The organism is Shimia isoporae (assembly GCF_004346865.1).
GTDB classification, from domain to species: Bacteria; Pseudomonadota; Alphaproteobacteria; order Rhodobacterales; family Rhodobacteraceae; genus Shimia; species Shimia isoporae.
On sequence record NZ_SMGR01000001.1, the window covers coordinates 2,170,795 to 2,188,697 of the forward strand.

Below are 17,903 nucleotides of genomic sequence, written 5' to 3' on the forward strand. Positions count from 1 at the left end.
CTGCGTGAGCCTGTTATTTGTGGCAGTTGCGCCTTTGGCTGACTTGTCCGACGCTCTCCTCACGGGCAATGAAGGTCATGTGTTTTCCCCAGTATGAGTGCATCGCCCGAGGCGGGGATGGAGCGTTCGCGGCTCTCCCCGCCCCTCGCTTTCCAACGTCGGGCAAAATCTGTCGTGATACTGCTATGACGCAGCGGATTCACGCCTTGCACAGGGGACGCATCCCGTGATTTACAAATCCCATGAGCACCAAGTCCGACAACCCCGCTGATCCGTTCAAAAAGGCGCTGGCCGAAGCCACCAAAGTGATGGCGGATGACCCCGAACTGTCGATCACCTACACGGTGGATCCATCGGGTGTCTCGGGCGACTCCATGCGCCTGCCTCAAGTGACCCGTCGCATGAGCCGTGACGAAGTTTTGCTGGCCCGTGGAACGGCAGATGCACTTGCGATGCAACGCAAGTACCACGACATCAACACCCACATGCGCTATGCGCCCGGTCAGGGCATTGCACGTGATCTGTACGAAGCCATGGAAACCGCTCGATGCGAAGCCATGGGCGCTCGCGACATGCCCGGTACCGCATCCAACATCGATGTGAAGATCAGCCATGAAGCCAATGGGCGCGGCTATGGCGAGATGACATCAACTGAGGAAGCGCCTCTGGCTGTTGCAGCCGGGTACCTCATCCGTCATCTGGCGACAGGACGGGATCTTCCCCGCTCTGCCGCAAACGTCATGAACCTGTGGCGCGGCTATATCGAGCAGAGCGCCGGAGAGCATCTCGAAGACATCCAGGAATTGCTGAGTGACCAGCAAAGTTTTGCGAAATTCGCCCGCCAGATCATCGAGGATCTCGGTTATGGCGATCAGCTTGGCGACGACCCTGACGAAATTGACGATCAGGAAGACGACGCAGAAGAACAGGCCGAGGAACAGGAAGATCCCGATAGCCAGGGTCAGGACGATTCTGAAGAAGAAGACGCCGAAGCCAGCCCCGAGCAGGCGCAGGAAGAACAGCAGGACATGTCCGAAGCCCAGGTCACGATGGATGACATGGCCGAAGACGAGATGTCGGACGAAGCGGAAATGCCAGACGGCGAAGCGCCTCTTGATCCGCCGCCGCCGCCCCCTGTGTCTGACGCCGACCCAGACTACTTGGTTTATGACGGCGAACACGACGAGGAAATCGCTGCTGAGGAACTTGCCGAGCCGGCGGAGCTTGAACGGTTGCGAGCCTATCTCGACCAACAGCTTGAGCCGCTGAAAGGTGCGGTAAGCCGCCTTGCCAACAAGTTGCAACGTCGCCTGCAAGCCCAGCAGAACCGCAGTTGGGAGTTCGATCGGGAGGAAGGTATTCTGGACGCAGGGCGTCTGGCGCGTGTTGTTGCAAACCCGACAACGCCACTGAGTTTCAAGATCGAAAAAGACACCGAATTCCGAGACACTGTTGTGACCCTGCTGTTGGACAACTCCGGTTCGATGCGCGGCCGGCCGATCTCGATCGCCGCGATCTGTGCCGATGTTTTGGCTCGCACACTGGAACGCTGCAATGTGAAGGTCGAAATCCTCGGCTTCACGACACGTGCATGGAAAGGCGGCCTTGCGCGGGAGAAGTGGCTGAACGAAGGGCGCCCTCAGCAACCGGGCCGTCTGAACGACCTTCGTCACATCATCTACAAGCAGGCAGATGCGCCTTGGCGTCGGGTCCGTCCCAATCTCGGCCTGATGATGAAAGAAGGTTTGCTTAAGGAAAATATCGACGGAGAGGCGCTGGAATGGGCCCACCGCCGGATGATCGCGCGCCCCGAGCAGCGCAAGATCCTGATGGTGATTTCCGATGGTGCACCCGTGGATGACAGTACGCTGTCCGTGAACCCTGCAAACTACCTCGAAAAACACCTGCGTGATGTCATCGCAATGGTCGAGAAGCGAAAGCAGGTGGAACTTCTGGCTATCGGTATCGGCCATGACGTGACGCGCTATTATGATCGCGCGGTCACCATCACCGACGTAGAACAACTTGCAGGCGCGATGACCGAGCAATTGGCCGCTTTGTTTGACAGCGATCCACGTGCACGGGCGCGCGTTATGGGCATGCGCAGGGCAAGCTGATGCGCGCCTTGCTGCAACGCGTTTCTCAGGCCTCCGTAACTGTCGACCAAGAGGTCGTGGGGCAATGTGGGCCGGGGCTTCTGGTGCTGGTCTGCGCGATGCAGGGCGATACCGAAACAAATGCTGAGAAACTGGCGGCAAAAGTTGCCAAATGCCGGATATTTCACGACGACGCCGGTAAAATGAACCGCTCGGTTGCAGACGTCGGAGGCAGTGCTTTGGTGGTGAGCCAGTTCACCTTGGCTGCCGATACACGGTCTGGAAATCGTCCGGGATTCTCGACTGCCGCAGCGCCGGAGGACGGCAAACGGCTTTATGAGTATTTCTCCGACCAGCTTGCCGCTCAACGCGTCCCTGTCGAGACAGGGCGCTTTGGCGCGGACATGAAGGTCGCACTGGTGAACGATGGGCCCGTGACCATCTGGATGGACGTCTGAACCGGATGTAACCGGGCTGCACCGTTACAGGCGCAGCCTTATTTAAAGTTAGTCGGTCATCGACAGTGTGGCAGCGATGGCTTTTTTCCACCCCGCATACCGCCGCTCACGCCAGGCCTCGCCGCGCGCAGGCACAAACTGGGTGTCCTTCTCCCAGCTTGCTGCAAACTCGTCCATGCCCGGATAGACGCCTATTTGCATTCCAGCCAGCCACGCCGCCCCTTTTGCCGTGCTTTCCGCAACGACGGGACGATCAACCGCCGCGCCGAGAATGTCTGACAGGAACTGCATAGCCCAGCTTGATGCGGTCATGCCGCCATCAACGCGCAGAACGGTATCGCCACCGAACTCAAAATCCGCATGCATGGCTTCAAGCAGATCCCGTGTTTGGAAACCAACGCTCTCCAGCGCGGCCTTGGACATCTCTGCGGGACCAGAGTTGCGTGACAACCCAAACACAGCGCCGCGTGCATTCGGGTTCCAGTACGGGGCGCCAAGACCGGTAAATGCAGGTACAAGAATGAGTTCCTGACCTTCGTCCGATTTTTCCGCCAGCGGCTCTGTTTCCGCCGCATCGCGGATGATCCCCAGCCCATCTCGCAGCCACTGCACCACGGCACCAGCAATAAAAATCGCCCCTTCAAGCGCGTAGGTCGGCTTGCCATCGAGTTGATACGCGATGGTGGTCAAAAGCCGGTTCTGAGAGGTCACTGGCGTTTCGCCGGTGTTGAGCAATGCGAAACAGCCAGTGCCATAAGTCGACTTCAGCATGCCGGGCGAAAAACAGGCCTGCCCGATTGTGGCCGCCTGCTGGTCTCCTGCCACGCCACGGATCGGAATGGCAACGCCAAACAGATCTGCGTCGGTTTCGCCAAAGTCCGCTGCGCAGTCCTTGACCTCTGGAAGCATTGCCATCGGGATGCCAAGAAGCGCGCAAATCTCCGCACTCCACTCCCCTGCATGGATGTCATAGATCAGTGTACGCGCGGCGTTGGTGGCGTCGGTGGCGTGGACCCGTCCCCCCGTCAGCTTCCAGATCAGGTAGCTGTCCACGGTGCCAAAGAGCAGTTCTCCCGCCTCAGCGCGTGACCGCGCGCCGTCGACGTTGTCTAGAATCCATTTGATCTTGGTACCGGAGAAATAGGGATCGAGTAAAAGCCCGGTTTTGGCCTGCACCAGATCAGCATGCCCGTCCGCTTTGAGGTTTTCGCAAGTTTCCGCGGTCCGGCGGTCCTGCCAGACGATGGCTTTGTAGACAGGCTCACCGGTGACCTTATCCCAAACCAACGTGGTTTCGCGTTGGTTCGTTATGCCGATCGCCGCGATATCCCGTGCAGCCAGTTTGGCGCGCGCAAGCGCACCGGAGCAAGTTTCAACTGTCGTCACCCAGATATCGGCCGGATCATGCTCGACCCATCCGGACTGTGGGAAATGTTGTTCAAACTCAAGCTGCGCACTCGCCACAGGGCGTATATCGCCATCAAATACAATGGCCCGGCTCGATGTGGTGCCCTGATCAATCGCGAGAATATAGGTCACGGTGTCCTCCCTACGAAACGTCAATTCTGCTTGGATTGCACAGTAGGCGTCGCTTTTTCGGAGAACAACAAAGAAGGGCGCAGCCAGCTGCCGCGCCCTTCGATTATTTTCGGTTATGTGCGATTTTGGTCGCAGCGAAGATTTATGCGTTTTCCTTCGCGGCCTGATCGGCCCATTCCCACGGACGAACGAAGCTCCCCAGAACCTTGGAGACTTCTTCGTCGGTTGCGTCGCCGTTGTTGGTCAGCTGCGCCACCAGACCCCGTTTCTTGTCGTCCAGTACCGATGTCACACGCACCGGCACGCCTTCTTTTTCCAGAGCCGCGTTGTAGATGCGGGTAATCGCGGATTTACGAAGGTCCGGCTTGAAGATTTTGCCAACGGCCGTTTTCGGCAGTTCTGGCATGATCTCGATGAATTTCGGATGTGCCGCGCGCTCGTGTACGTGCACCTTGGCGTGGTTCATCAGCTCTGCCTGAGTGACAGACGCCCCCTCAACCAGCTCGACATAGGCACAAGGCACTTCGCCTGCGTGGGCATCGGGCTGACCAATGGCGCCTGCGAAGGCGACGTCGTGGTGCGCCAACAACGCCTCTTCGATTTCAGCAGGGTCGATGTTGTGACCACCACGGATGATCAGGTCCTTGGCACGACCAGTGATCCAGAGATAGCCTTCGTCGTCGATGCGACCAAGGTCACCCGTACGAAGGTACTTTTCATGGTGATAGAGGTCCACATTCTTGTCGGCCTCGGTGTAGGTGTTGCCGGCATAGACGCCCGGGTTGGAAATGCAGATTTCGCCCACTTCATCTGTGGCGCATTCGACGGGGCCGTCTGGCGTATTGTTGAAGATACGCACGTCAGTGTAGGGGAACGGAATCCCGACAGATCCGACTTTCTTGTTACCTGTCGGCGGGTTACACGACACAAGGCAGGTCGCCTCCGTCAGGCCGTAGCCTTCGACAATGTCCACACCACAGGTGCTTTCGAAGCGTTTGAACAGTTCGAGCGGCATCGGCGCGGAACCGGAGAAAGCCGTTTTCACGGTGGAGATATCGGCATCCACAGGACGCTGCATCAGCGCGGAAACAGCCGTCGGCACAGTGATAATGAAGGAAATCTTCCAGCGTTCGATCAGTTTCCAGAAATTGTCGAACACACCGTCCCCGCGGTACCCCTGCGGGGTCGGGAACACAACATGCGCGCCGGACTTGATGGCAGCCTGCATAATGACGTGAACAGCAAATACGTGGAAAAGTGGCAGCGGACACATGATGTTGTCCTGCTCCGAGAAGAGCAGTTCATGCCCCAGCCAGCCATTGTAGATCATGCCGGAATAAAGGTGTTGAGCCACTTTCGGCATACCAGTCGTACCACCAGTGTGGAAATAGGCGGCGACACGGTCCTTACCGCTGTCCGCAAAGTCCAGAGTCTTGTTCTGTTTGCGGGTCTCTTTTGTGTAGTCCAGATAGTCCGCATGCAAGGGACCTTCGACCTTGGGACGGATCAGGGGCACAATCCAGGATTTTGGCGGCGTGAGGTACCGGTTCAGATCCACCTCGAGAACCGTATGCACATGCGGGGCGTGGCGCACGGCCTCTGCCACTTTCTGGGCAATGTCGGTCTTGGGGAACGGCTTGAGAGTCACAACCACCTTAGCGTCGGTTTCGCGCAGGATCGCGCCGATCTGCTCAGGTTCCAGCAGCGGGTTGATCGGGTTTGCGATCCCCGCGATCATACCACCAAGCAGGGTTGTCAGCGTTTCCGATGCGTTGGGAAGAACATAGGCGATTGTGTCGCCCTCGTTCACGCCAAGATCGCGGAACAGATTGGCCGCCTGAACGGACTGTTCCAGCAGTTCTTTCCAGCTCAGGGTTTCCGCCTTGTCCTTGGGACCGGACAGCAGCTGATAGCTGGCTGCCGGACGCTCCGGGAATTTGGCTGCGGTCTGCGACAGCATTTCGAAAACCGTTTTGGGCAGATCGCGGTCTGCATAAGGCATCTGTGCCTCGATCGCCTTTAGGTCGGCTGCCGTTTCAAAAGTCATGGATGTCTCTCCCCCCATCTGATCGTTGGTGTGCCCGCGCCCCATGTTTCTTGCGGGTTCGGGGCAAACAACACAATGCTGCCTGCCTTTGGCCAGACAAAACCTAAGGTCAACTTGACCCAAACGTTACGTCAAATAAAGGGGAAGGACCACGCGGACGGGTCAAGTTTTTCGTATTTTGCGTTTTCGTTCAATCCGCTCCGGCGGTGAACTGTAGTTTCGCAAGTTTCGCGTACAATCCACCCTCCGCCACCAATGCGTCATGCTTGCCCTGCGCGACAATGCGGCCTTCTTCCATGACGATAATGCGGTCGGCTTTTTTGACGGTAGCCAAACGGTGCGCAACAATGATCGTCGTGCGATCCTGCGCCAACTCATCCACGGCAGCCTGCACCAACCGTTCGCTTTCTGCGTCCAGCGCCGAGGTCGCTTCATCCAGCAATAGCACCGGGGCGTCGCGCAAAATGGCGCGTGCGATTGCGATGCGTTGCTTCTGTCCACCCGACAGCATAACGCCACGCTCTCCCAGGGGACTGTTGTAGCCTTCAGGCAGCTTCTCGATAAATTCATGCGCTGCAGCTGCCTTTGCCGCGGCCTCGACCTCCGCGTCAGAGGCCTCAGGACGGCCAAAACGGATGTTTTCACGCGCACTGTTGGCAAAGATAACAGGATCTTGCGGGACAAGAGCCAAGTGTTTGCGGAAGTCTTCCCGTCGCATGGTTTCCAGAGCCACGCCATCCAGTTTCACAGAACCCGAAATCGGGTCGTAAAACCGCTGAATCATCTGGATTACAGTTGTTTTCCCTGCGCCGGACGGACCGACCAGAGCAACGGTTTCACCGGGCTGTATTGTCAGGTCCACGGCATCCAGCGCCGATTGGTTGGGGCGCGAGGGATAGTGGAACGAAACACTGTCAAAAGTAATCTCGCCCTTCACCGGCGAGGGCAATTGAGCAACGGAGACAGGGTCAGTCACGCGGTCTACTGCATTGAGCAATTCGACCAGTCGTTCGGTTGCGCCAGCGGCTCGTTGCAACTCGCTCCAGATTTCGCTGAGTGCGCCAACAGCTCCCGCCACCATCACCGAATAGATCACGAATTGCACCAGCACACCCACGCTCATGCCCCCCGCGCGCACATCGCGGGCGCCCATCCAGAGCACAACAACAACGCCGGTGAAAATCAGAAAGATCACGATCATGGTCAGCAGCGCACGGGTATTGATGCGTCGCATTGCCGCCCGAAGGCTCAGGTCCGTCACACGACCAAAAGCGCTTTTGGACTGCGCCTCATGCGTGAAGGCTTGCACGGTCTGCACCGACAGCAAAGCCTCTGACGCATTGCCGGAGCTTTCCGCGATCCAATCCTGATTTTCCCGGCTCAGGACCCGCAGTCTGCGACCTAGCACCGCGATCGGCACAATAACCAAAGGCACCACCAGTAGAACCATCATCGTAAGCTTGGTTGAGGTCAGTAGCATCAAAACCAAACCACCCAGGAAAAGCAGCATATTGCGAAGGGCGATTGAAACCGACGAGCCGATCACAGATTGAATGACCGTGGTGTCCGTCGTGATCCGGCTGAGAACCTCGCCAGTCATAACCCCTTCAAAGAACGTGGGGCTCATTCCGATCATTCGGTTAAACACCGCCTTTCGGATGTCGGCGACAACAAGTTCACCCAAGCGTGTTACCAGCAGATAGCGCAGCGCAGTGCCCACAGCGAGCAACGCAGCAAACCCGAGAGCGGCGAGGAAATACTTGTCCAGCAGCGCATCAGATTCGGTGCCAAAGTTGTCTACCACGCGCCGAACAGCCATCGGCAACGCCAGAGAGACTGTCGCCGTCAGCGTCAAAGCCAGAAGTGCCAGCACGATCTGCAGGCGATAAGGCCGCATAAACGGAGCCAAACCTCGCAGGGCACCCATATTTTTGCTTTTCTCGCGTTCCTGCTCGCTGTGCGTCGGCTGCGGTTGATCGGCCATTAAAAGCCCCCTGAATTTCGTTATCCTGTTAGTGGCAACGCTATCGTTCAGGGTCAAGCAATCAGTGCAAAGCAGCCGAGGACAACCTATCCAAATCACGCGCAAAATAACGCCTTTAGCGGATGATCTTCATGCTTTTAGGGAAACCATGGAGCGGGTAGCGGGAATCGAACCCGCACCTTAAGCTTGGAAGGCTCTTATGATACCATTTCACCATACCCGCTCACGGTCCGGTTGATGTATTTCAGCCGTTCGGGGAGGTCAAGTGGGCAGAGCGCGAAATCTGAAAGGTTCTTCTGGCTCTGAGATCTTGCTGACCGCTTAGAGCCAGATCCATTCGAAGACAGACAAAATAAGAAACACCGGCACTGACACGATCGCGGCCACCAGAACAGCGGCGGCGAGCGTGACTTTAGGCCCTTTGGCCGTGAGACCGTATACGGAAGATTGCTCAGAATTTTTCATGATTCCATTAACCATGATTTAGGTTTCCGATGCGTTAATACACGTCATGTTTGATGTGTCCCCTATCCGCGTTTGTACGCCTCTCAACCAAAGTGCCGAGTACGGCAACGCACTCGCTCTTGTCGGAGCCCACACCGGTCGCCTCGCCGATGGCACGCTTGTCTTGCGCCGAAAATTTCGCGGCCTGCCGGTCGCGATGCTGCCCCGCGCGAAGGTTCACCGCGAAACCCTGAAGGGCTTGGTCAGAACCGCCGACCTGCACCGCCAACTGCTTGTCATTACACCAGACCATCCATCACCATGGTTGTCTGAACTCGGGGCCGTCCCTTTCATGACCCCAATTTACATCGCGAAACTTGATCTGACGGGCGACCTGCGCGCGACGATGCACCAGAAGTGGCGCAATCGCCTTGTGAATGCAGAACAACAGAATCTGCGTGTCACCCGCCAAAACCTTCCGGAAAAACCGGATCAATGGCTGTTGGAGATGGACAGAAAACAACAACAGACACGCGGATACGCGGCCTGGCCAGAGGCGCTGACACTGGCCTACGCCCAAGCAAATCGTGGCGATGCAAAACTCTTCACAGCGTTTGATGGCAGGGAGCCTGTGGCAGCGATGCTGATCTTGCGTCACGGCGAAAGCGCCACCTATCACATCAGCCACACGACCGAAGCCGGGCGTGCCGCAAGCGCGCACAACCTGTTGCTGTGGGAAGCGATGCAATGGCTGACGACAAAAGGCGTCTCATCGCTCGATCTCGGGCACATCGATACAGACAAAGCCCCGGGGCTTGCCCGTTTCAAACTTGGCGCAGGCGCTACGTTGCATCCTTTGGGCGGCACATGGTTATGGTGGCCGCCCCTCGGAAACGCGCTAACACCGCTGAAGTACTTCGCTCCGCGTGAAATGCGCGTTATGTAACGCGGCTTTTGACCTGATATTTCGGGTCCCGCCAAAGTTCGTCACGCATCACATTTTCGATAATTTCCGCAGCTGCGACCACGTCCGCATCATCAAGGTACAGCGGAGTGAAACCAAACCGCATTATGTCTGGCGCCCTGAAATCGCCAATCACGCCCCGGTCAATCACTGCCTGCATTGCCGCGTAGCCATGCTCAAAAGCGAAACTCACTTGCGAACCCCGTTCGGCAGGATCACGGGGGCTTGCGAGCGTCAACTGGGGGCAGCGCGCTTCGACTTCGGCAATGAACAACTCGGACAAACGCTGGGAGGCCGCGCGCAAATCGACCATGTCCACCCCGTCCCATGCTTTCAAAGCTTCTTGCAAAACCGATAGCTGCAAAATCGGCGGCGTACCGACCCGCATCCTTTCTGTTGCAGAAGCGGGGCGGTAGTTGAGTTCCATGGCAAAAGGAGCATCGTGTCCCAACCACCCCGACAGCGCAGGTTCGATGGCTTCGACAATATCGGGGCGCACGTAAATAAAGGCTGGCGCGCCCGGGCCGCCGTTCAGGTATTTGTAGGTACAGCCCACCGCAAACTCGGCGCCGCTGGCGGCAAGGTCGACCGGCACAGCCCCAGCCGAATGCGCGAGATCCCAGATCATGACGGCGCCCATATCATGGGCGCGTTTGGTGATCGCAGACATATCGTGCATCCGACCGGTACGGTAGTCGACTTGCGTCAGCATCACCACAGCAACATCTTCGGTTATGGCTTCGGCCACGTCCTCAGGCGCGGGCGTGCGCAACTCATATCCCTGATCCAGCGTTTTGATCAGCCCTTCCGCCATATAGAGGTCGGATGGGAAATTGCCGTTGTCGCTCAGGATCACCTTGCGGTCGGGACGCATCTTCAAAGCCGCCGCCAAGGCCTGGTAGACCTTGATCGACAAAGTGTCGCCCGTCGCAACGGATCCTGCCGGAGCCCCCAGCAAGCCTGCCAAAGTGTCACCGACAACTTGCGGCAGGGCCATCCAGCCAGCAGTATTCCAGGCTTTGATCAGTTGTGTGCCCCATTCCTCGGCAATGGTTTTTTGTGCACGTTCAACAGCGCCTTTTGGCAATACGCCAAGTGAATTTCCGTCCAGATAGATCACACCCTCCGGCACATCAAAAAGCTCTTTACGGGGAAGGGAAACGCCCATGCTCACAAGTCTCCGCGCAGGTGCCAAAGTTCGGGGAAGAGTTCCACATCCAGCATCCTGCGCAGGTACTGGACGCCCGACGTTCCGCCGGTGCCCCGTTTGAAGCCGATCACCCGTTCAACCGTGGTGACGTGGTTAAACCGCCATCGGCGGAAATAGTCTTCTAGGTCCACGAGTTTCTCGCCCAGCTCGTACAGACGCCAATGGGTGTCTACATCCTCGTATACCTTCTTCCAGCGGGACTGCACTGCGGGAACAGCCGAATGCGGGCTCATCAATTGGGGAGGTGGAAGCGCGCTGTCATCGCCGTCGAGAGACACGAACAGAAATCGGATCACTTCGTCGTAAAAGCTCGGGCGTGCCAGTTCCGCCTCCAATGCTGCAACCATATCCGGTCGATGCGCATGAGGTTTGAGCATGTTCGGATTTCGGTTTCCCAGAACGTATTCGATCAGCCTGTATTGATGGCTCTGGAAACCCGAGGACGGGCCGAGCGCCTCGCGAAATGTCGTATAGTCGGCGGGCGTCATCGTCCGCAGCACATCCCAGGCAGAATTCAACTGTTCGAAAATTCTGCTAACGCGGGCCAGCATCTTGAACATATGCGTGAGATCTCCGGCGATAAGAGCCTCCCGCGCAGCGCTCAGTTCGTGCAGGGCGAGCTTCATCCACAACTCACTGGTCTGATGCTGAATGATAAACAGCATTTCGTCATGCGCCGTGCTTTGCGGATGTTGCTGGCTCAGAATGCCATCTAGGCGCAGGTAGTCGCCATACGACATGGCATCAGCGTAAGACATTTTCGCGCCGTCCGAAGCCGGATCATAAGCAGCCATTTTTCATTCCCCCCGTTGCGCCAAAGCGCCGAACTCATCTGTGTCGAGTGCATCAATCAGCCTGTCCAGGCGCAAGATCATGCCTTCGACGTCATCCAGATTCAGATTACCCAGCATTTCGTTGATCCAGCTTTCATAGATCCGCGCCAGGACGGCAAAGGCTCCCTGCCCTTTCTCCGTCAACACAACCCGCGACGCCCTCCGGTCGTCAGGCACTGCCACTCGTTCCGCCAGACCCTCCTCCGCCAGTTTGTCGACGATGCCGGTGACGTTTCCCGCTGAAACCCGCAAGCGGTCTGAGATTTCGCTCATCCGCAGTCCCTCAGGTGCGGCCGACAGTTCGGCCATCACATCAAACCTTGGGAGGGTACTGTCGCAGTCACGACGCAACCGCCGACGCAGTTCATCTTCGATCACTGACGCTGATTTTTGCAATTTTTGCCAGAGCACGAGACGCGTGCGCGACAGCGCGGCATCTGGGTGCAAGGCGGCGTCCTGCGACGAATCCATGTCTCTCTCCTCGCGACAATGGGTAGCCGCCAAGCACAATTCCTTCAAGCATGAAATTTCAAGCTTGAAGTAAAAAGCCGAACCGCACGAAAAAAGGCGCTCCGGATTGACCGGAACGCCTTTCGCCAGAAATGAGAGCCTGCGTCAGTTGGTGCTCAGATGATCACGCAACTCCGACTTGGCTGTGGCCACGTCCTTGCCTTCAGGCAGCGGGATGTCGCCATTTGCAGCCAGTTCGTCCACGACCTCGCGGTACTTGTCCAGATAATTTTCCGGCAGTTTGTGCGCGATGCCCTGGTGACAATCAATGCAGGTCTTGCCTTCGTCGATTGCTGTCTGGTGCGACGCCGCCGCGCGGTTCTCCTGAATGGTGAAGTCCATATATTCGAATTTGTGGCAGTTGCGGCATTCACGACTATCGCTCTGCTTCATCTTGGCCCAACTCAGGCTGGCCATGTGCAAGCGATGCGCTTGGTATTTCTCCTCGGTATTAATGGTACCGACAAGATGGTGATAGACGTCTTTTGACGCCATGATCTTGGCCTTGATCTTGTGCTGCCATTCTTTGGGAACGTGGCAGTCCGGACAAGTCGCACGCACACCCGAGTGGTTATTGTAGTGCACCGTGTCCTGATACTCGACGAAGTTCCGCTCCATCGAATGGCACGAGATACAGAACTTCTCGGTGTTGGTAAGCTCCAAAGCCCAGTGGAAGCTACCCCAGAACAGGATGCCCGCCACGAAGCCACCCACCAGCAGGGTACCAAGAGACCAGGCCGACGTCGGCGACCAAAGGGCGGTCCAGACCCTCCGGATGAAACCCGGCTTTTTGCCGGTGTTGTTGTCTTGATCAGACATTAGTCAAATCCTCCTTTGGACCGTCAGTTGGAAGACGGAGTGAAGTCGTTGTCGACCAGCGCAGGCGAATTTGCCTGAGGCACGTGGCACTGGTTACAGAACCAGCGGGTGCCGGCGACCGCGTCAAGCTGATTGCCTTCACGGTCAAGGTAATGGGTCATCGACAATGTCGGCGCCCCACGGTCGCCCGCGTTTGTCCAGTCGTGACACTGTAGGCATTGGTTTGCATTCAAATCGATCTGATACTGCGCGATGGAATGCGGGATGAGCGGCGGCTGCTGACGATAGTTGCGGCTGAACCGGCCCGACGTATCCTGCTTCTGGACTTCGTCGATATAGTTCACCTCATCGATTTCACCGGGCCGCAATGCGGAAACACCGCCCGACTGTTGGGCAACCACAAATGTGCCGCTGATCACGACAACAAAGGCAGCCAGCAGGCTGATAATGTTCTGTTTTTTCATGACTCTCTCTCCGATTCTGGCTTAGGCGGCTTCGCCGATCTTTCTTGTTTGTTTGGGTCTCGCCCGCACACGCCCCGGCGCGGGCGTGTCGTCGAAACGGTTGGTAAAATGGAACACATCGACCGAGCACACATCGATGCATCGGCCGCAATTGGTGCAATCCGGTGACAGGATTAGCGGGGTGTCTTCGTCTTTCCCGCGCAGGGCCGGAGTGATCACATGGATCTCCGGACACACCGCGAAACAATCCATACAATCGTCACAGGCCGCGCGTTTCTCGGCGCTGACCCGCAACAGCGACCTGTTGCCCAGCAACCCATAGAAAGCACCGACCGGACAGATGTGACTGCACCATCCACGGCGGGCGACAAAAAGGTCAAAGAGGAAAACCGCCACCACGAAAGTCCACGCGAAACCCACGCCGAAAATCAGGCCGCGATGGAGCATGGAAATCGGGTTCACCAGTTCCCAGGCCACGGCGCCGGACAGCGCGGACACCACCAAAACCATGGCCATCACGAAATAGCGGGTGTTTTTCTTAGGCTGCCAACCCTTGGGCAGGTCGAGGCGGCGATGCGCCCAGGCGGCCGTGTCGGTCACAGCATTTATCGGACATACCCAGCTACAATACATCCGGCCGCCGATCAGCGCATAAACAGCCGCAACAATTAGCGCACCAATCAGCGCGGTCATTTCCGGCCAGTGTCCCGCAACCATGCCCTGCAAAAGGATAAAGGGATCTGTCAGGGGCAGAACCTCAAAGGTCAGAGAGCCGCTCAAATTTCCTTTGACCCACCAGATGCCAAACCACGGCCCAAGCAAGAACAGCGATAAAAAGAAGGTTTGCGACAGGCGGCGCAGGATCAGGTATTTGTGCGCGCGGATCAGCCCCTTGTCACGGATCGCTTCGTGCCCGACCGGCAGATGGGTTTTCACGCTCATTGCCCTGCCCCCTCTGCGGTCGGCAGTTTGAACGTGGGCTGAAACGCTCCTTCAGCTTCAAACCCGCCCGGAGCAGCAAGGTTGTCGGTGCCGCTTCCCGGCAAACGGTCCGGCAGATCGATAATTTCGTCTACCAGCGGGTTGTTCTCCTCCCACCCCAGTTTGTAGTGCTCGGCGCTTGGCGCACGGGCGACACGGATCGGCAGCACCTTGATCGCCGCCTCATCCGGAAGGACACAGGATTTCTCGCATTTGCCGCAGCCCGTACATTTGTCAGAATGCACGGTGGGCATGAAAATCGCGTGGTGGCCCGACCGCTCGTTGTGGCGTCGCTCCAGAGTGATCGCCTCATCAATCAAAGGGCAGACACGATAGCAGACGTCGCAGCGCAACCCCAGCGCATTGAGGCAGGTTTCCTGATCGATCAAAACCGCAAGCCCCATGCGGGCGTCATCAATGTCGGTCAGGCCTTTGTCCAGAGCGCCTGTCGGACAGGCCGCGACACACGGAATGTCATCACACATCTCGCAAGGTATGTCGCGCGCAGTGAAAAACGGCGTGCCAGTCGCAGCGCCATCTACACCAAGCTCGGCAAGAACCAGCGTATCATAGGGGCAATCTCGCACGCACAATCCGCACCGGATGCAGGACGCGAGGAAGTCATTTTCGGGCAAAGCACCCGGTGGCCGAATGGCACGGTCAGGCAGCGCGCGCGCATCCTGAACCATCCACATCAACCCCATGCCCGCCACAGCACAGCCCGCAGTCCCGCGCGCCGCATCCTGAAGGAAGCGACGGCGGGCCGGGTCCATTTTCTGTGCCGGTTTGGCGGACATTGGCTTGGCTTTCTGGCTGAGCCTAAAGGCCGAGCGCGTTACGCGCGCTCAACCGTGCAGGCACATTTCTTGAAGTCCGTCTCTTTGGAGAGCGGGCAAGTCGCATCGAGTGTCAGCTTGTTGATCAGCTGGCCTTCGTCGAACCACGGCACAAACACGACACCGCGTGGCATCTTGTTGCGGCCGCGGGTTTCCACACGACTGTGCATCTCGCCCCGACGGGTGGAAATCACGATCTCCTGACCACGGCGCAAGCCTTTTTCCTTCGCATCATCCGGGTGCATGAACACCACTGCATATGGGAAGGACCGGTGCAACTCGGGCACGCGGCGTGTCATCGAACCGGAGTGCCAATGCTCAAGCACACGACCAGTGACCAGCCACAGAGGATATTCCTCATCCGGGCTTTCTGCAGGCGGCTCGTAAGGCGCGAAGATGATCTTCGCCTTGCCGTCCTTGTTACCATAGAAGCGGACACCTTCGCCTTCCGGAACATAGGGGTCATAACCCTCGCGGAAACGGTAGAGAGTCTCCTGACCGTCCACGACCGGCCACCGCAAGCCACGGGCGTTGTGATAGACATCAAAGTCCGCCAGATCGTGCGCCTTGCCGCGACCGAAGGTAGCGTATTCTTCAAAGAGACCTTTCTGGACATAGAAACCGAAATGCTCGGATTCGTCGTTGGCAAAGCCTTCCGCCGTTTCGCTGAGCGGGAACTTGTCCACCTGACCGTTGGCGTAGAGCACTTCAAACAGCGACTTGCCTTTGAATTCCGGATTGGCATCCAGAATTTCCGCCGGCCACACTTCGTCGGTGGTGAAGCGTTTGGAGAATTCCATCAGCTGCCACAAATCCGATTTTGCCTGACCCGGTGCATCGACCTGCTGGCGCCAGAATTGGGTCCGGCGCTCCGCGTTGCCATACGCACCCTCTTTTTCCACCCACATCGCGGTCGGAAGGATCAGGTCGGCAGCCAGAGCAGTGACAGTCGGATAGGGATCCGAAACAACAATGAAGTTGTCGGGGTTACGGTAACCCGGGTAACCTTCTTCGTTGATATTCGGGGCGGCCTGCATGTTGTTGTTGCACTGCACCCAGTAGGCGTTGATTTTGCTGTCCTTCAGATCGCGGTTCTGCTGGACCGCGTGCGAACCGACTTTGGCATTCAGGATACCCGACGGAATTTTCCATTTCTTTTCGGAAATGGCGCGGTGCTCATCATTGCCAACCACCATGTCGGCCGGCAGCCGGTGCGCAAAGGTACCAACCTCGCGGGCCGTACCACATGCCGAAGGCTGACCGGTCAACGAGAACGGCGAGTTACCCGGCTCGGAGATTTTGCCGACCAGCAGGTGGACGTTGTACATCAGGCCGTTCACCCAGGACCCACGTGTGTGCTGGTTGAAACCCATCGTCCAAAGCGACATCACCTTGCGGTTCGGATCGGCATATTGCTGCGCAAGGCGCAAAAGCTGGCTTTCAGGAACACCGGAAAGCTCACTGACCTTCTCGACGGTGTACTCGCTCACATGCTCTTTGAAAGCTTCGAAATCGATGCTTTCCAATTTGCCGTTGTTCGGGTTGGCCGCAGCCTGCTGAAGCGGGTGCTCGTCACGCAGGCCATAACCGATATCGGTCGTGGCTTTGGTGAAGTTCACATGTTTGTTCACGAAGTCCCAGTTCACCGCATCAGTCTGGATGATGTAGTTCGCGATGAAGTTCAGGATCGCGAGGTCAGTTTGCGGCGTAAAGATCATGCCGTTGTCGGCCAGTTCGAACGAACGGTGCTCAAAGGTCGAAAGAACGTGCACCTGTGCACCCGGCTTGGTCAGGCGCGTGTCGGTGAGGCGCGACCACAGGATGGGGTGCATCTCGGCCATGTTGGAGCCCCACAGCACAAAGGTATCCGCATGCTCCAGATCGTCATAGCACCCCATCGGTTCGTCGATGCCGAAGGCGCGCATGAAACCGACCACGGCCGACGCCATACAGTGACGCGCGTTGGGGTCGATGTTGTTGGACAGGAAGCCCGCTTTCATCAGCTTGGCAGCGGCGTAGCCTTCCCAGACCGTCCATTGGCCGGAGCCGAACATGCCGATGCCGGTCGGGCCTTTTTCCTTGAGTGCTTCCTTGAATTTCAACGCCATCACGTCGAAAGCCTCGTCCCAGCTCACCGGGGTGAATTCGCCGTTCTTGTCATAGACGCCGTTCGACTTGCGCAGCATTGGCGCGGTCAGGCGATCTTCGCCGTACATGATCTTGGACAGGAAGTAGCCTTTGATGCAGTTGAGGCCACGGTTCACCGGCGCTTTGGGGTCGCCTTGCGTTGCGACAACACGTCCTTCCTTGGTGCCCACCAGAACCGAACAGCCCGTACCGCAGAAGCGGCAAGGCGCTTTGTCCCAGCGGATGTCGGGCGTGCCGGCCTGCGCTTTGGCGTCCTGTGGCATCGTGATGCCGGCGGCCGAAGCCGTCGCGGCGGCGGCGGTGGCCTTCAGAAAAGTACGACGAGACGTTGGCAGAGTCATAAGCTAGTCCTCCTTTAGAGCGGTTGCGATGCGGTCGCATCCGCGCCGCTGGGTTCGAAATGGTGATAGGTGAGCGTGACGGAGATCACGCCGGGAATATTGTGCATGTCCATGATCTGTTCGGAGGCCAGCTTGCCCTCGACATCTTCAATGGTCACAACCATGCGCCCGTCTTCGACGGCATGGACTTCGCCACCTTCTGTGGCTTCTATGGCGGCTTTCACCGCGT

General features: G+C 57.7%; 16 protein-coding genes and 1 tRNA gene. 3 read left to right on the forward strand and 14 right to left on the reverse strand.

Annotated features, from left to right (window positions below; genetic code table 11):
• Window positions 1-242: 242 nt before the first annotated feature.
• Both cobT and dtd read left to right on the forward strand, forming a co-directional pair.
• The gene (gene cobT, locus BXY66_RS10635; RefSeq protein WP_132860082.1) at window positions 243-2,117 is read left to right on the forward strand and encodes a cobaltochelatase subunit CobT; all 1,875 of its coding nucleotides are present in this window, start codon (window positions 243-245) and stop codon (window positions 2,115-2,117) included.
• Window positions 2,117-2,554, forward strand: coding sequence for a D-aminoacyl-tRNA deacylase (gene dtd / locus BXY66_RS10640; protein WP_132860083.1), 438 nt, complete (start codon window positions 2,117-2,119; stop codon window positions 2,552-2,554). The genes cobT and dtd overlap by 1 nt, the downstream gene beginning before the upstream one ends.
• A gap of 48 nt (window positions 2,555-2,602) precedes the next feature.
• On the opposite strand, the gene glpK is transcribed toward dtd, so the two are convergent.
• From glpK to BXY66_RS20475, 5 genes are all read right to left on the reverse strand, one after another.
• Window positions 2,603-4,093, reverse strand: a complete 1,491-nt coding sequence (gene glpK / locus BXY66_RS10645; protein ID WP_132860084.1) for a glycerol kinase GlpK — start codon at window positions 4,091-4,093, stop codon at window positions 2,603-2,605.
• 142 nt (window positions 4,094-4,235) lie between these two features.
• Window positions 4,236-6,140, reverse strand: a complete 1,905-nt coding sequence (locus tag BXY66_RS10650; protein ID WP_132860085.1) for an acyl-CoA synthetase — start codon at window positions 6,138-6,140, stop codon at window positions 4,236-4,238.
• 190 nt (window positions 6,141-6,330) lie between these two features.
• The gene (locus BXY66_RS10655) at window positions 6,331-8,124 is read right to left on the reverse strand and encodes an ABC transporter transmembrane domain-containing protein (protein WP_132860086.1); all 1,794 of its coding nucleotides are present in this window, start codon (window positions 8,122-8,124) and stop codon (window positions 6,331-6,333) included.
• Window positions 8,125-8,273: 149 nt separating this feature from the next.
• Window positions 8,274-8,347, reverse strand: a tRNA-Gly gene (locus tag BXY66_RS10660).
• A gap of 98 nt (window positions 8,348-8,445) precedes the next feature.
• A complete protein-coding gene (locus tag BXY66_RS20475; protein WP_165929149.1) occupies window positions 8,446-8,589 on the reverse strand; it encodes a hypothetical protein in 144 nt (47 codons plus the stop codon).
• Window positions 8,590-8,635: 46 nt separating this feature from the next.
• Here BXY66_RS20475 and BXY66_RS10665 point away from each other — a divergent pair, with 46 nt between their 5' ends.
• A complete protein-coding gene (locus BXY66_RS10665; RefSeq protein WP_132860087.1) occupies window positions 8,636-9,514 on the forward strand; it encodes a GNAT family N-acetyltransferase in 879 nt (292 codons plus the stop codon).
• Here the strand turns inward: BXY66_RS10665 and kynU are convergent.
• The 9 genes from kynU to BXY66_RS10710 form a co-directional block, all read right to left on the reverse strand.
• Complete coding sequence (gene kynU / locus BXY66_RS10670; protein ID WP_132860088.1) at window positions 9,507-10,700, reverse strand: kynureninase; 1,194 nt, start codon at window positions 10,698-10,700, stop codon at window positions 9,507-9,509. The two genes, BXY66_RS10665 and kynU, sit on opposite strands and share 8 nt — an antisense overlap.
• Before the next feature lie 2 nt (window positions 10,701-10,702).
• Entirely contained in the window at window positions 10,703-11,536 is an 834-nt protein-coding gene (locus tag BXY66_RS10675; RefSeq protein ID WP_132860089.1) for a tryptophan 2,3-dioxygenase, read from the reverse strand.
• Window positions 11,537-11,539: 3 nt separating this feature from the next.
• A complete protein-coding gene (locus BXY66_RS10680) occupies window positions 11,540-12,046 on the reverse strand; it encodes a MarR family winged helix-turn-helix transcriptional regulator (protein ID WP_132860090.1) in 507 nt (168 codons plus the stop codon).
• A 144-nt stretch (window positions 12,047-12,190) separates the two neighbouring features.
• Complete coding sequence (locus tag BXY66_RS10685; protein ID WP_132860091.1) at window positions 12,191-12,904, reverse strand: NapC/NirT family cytochrome c; 714 nt, start codon at window positions 12,902-12,904, stop codon at window positions 12,191-12,193.
• Between the two features lie 23 nt (window positions 12,905-12,927).
• Window positions 12,928-13,368 carry a nitrate reductase cytochrome c-type subunit gene (locus BXY66_RS10690; protein ID WP_132860092.1) on the reverse strand — a complete coding sequence of 147 codons (441 nt, stop codon included), beginning with the start codon at window positions 13,366-13,368 and terminating at the stop codon, window positions 12,928-12,930.
• A gap of 21 nt (window positions 13,369-13,389) precedes the next feature.
• Window positions 13,390-14,310, reverse strand: a complete 921-nt coding sequence (napH, locus tag BXY66_RS10695) for a quinol dehydrogenase ferredoxin subunit NapH (RefSeq protein WP_132860093.1) — start codon at window positions 14,308-14,310, stop codon at window positions 13,390-13,392.
• The gene (gene napG / locus BXY66_RS10700; RefSeq protein WP_132860094.1) at window positions 14,307-15,146 is read right to left on the reverse strand and encodes a ferredoxin-type protein NapG; all 840 of its coding nucleotides are present in this window, start codon (window positions 15,144-15,146) and stop codon (window positions 14,307-14,309) included. Before napG ends, napH begins: the two co-directional genes overlap by 4 nt.
• 38 nt (window positions 15,147-15,184) lie before the next feature.
• Window positions 15,185-17,674 carry a nitrate reductase catalytic subunit NapA gene (gene napA / locus BXY66_RS10705; protein WP_132860095.1) on the reverse strand — a complete coding sequence of 830 codons (2,490 nt, stop codon included), beginning with the start codon at window positions 17,672-17,674 and terminating at the stop codon, window positions 15,185-15,187.
• Between the two features lie 14 nt (window positions 17,675-17,688).
• Window positions 17,689-17,898, reverse strand: coding sequence for a chaperone NapD (locus BXY66_RS10710; RefSeq protein WP_243694345.1), 210 nt, complete (start codon window positions 17,896-17,898; stop codon window positions 17,689-17,691).
• Window positions 17,899-17,903: the final 5 nt, after the last annotated feature.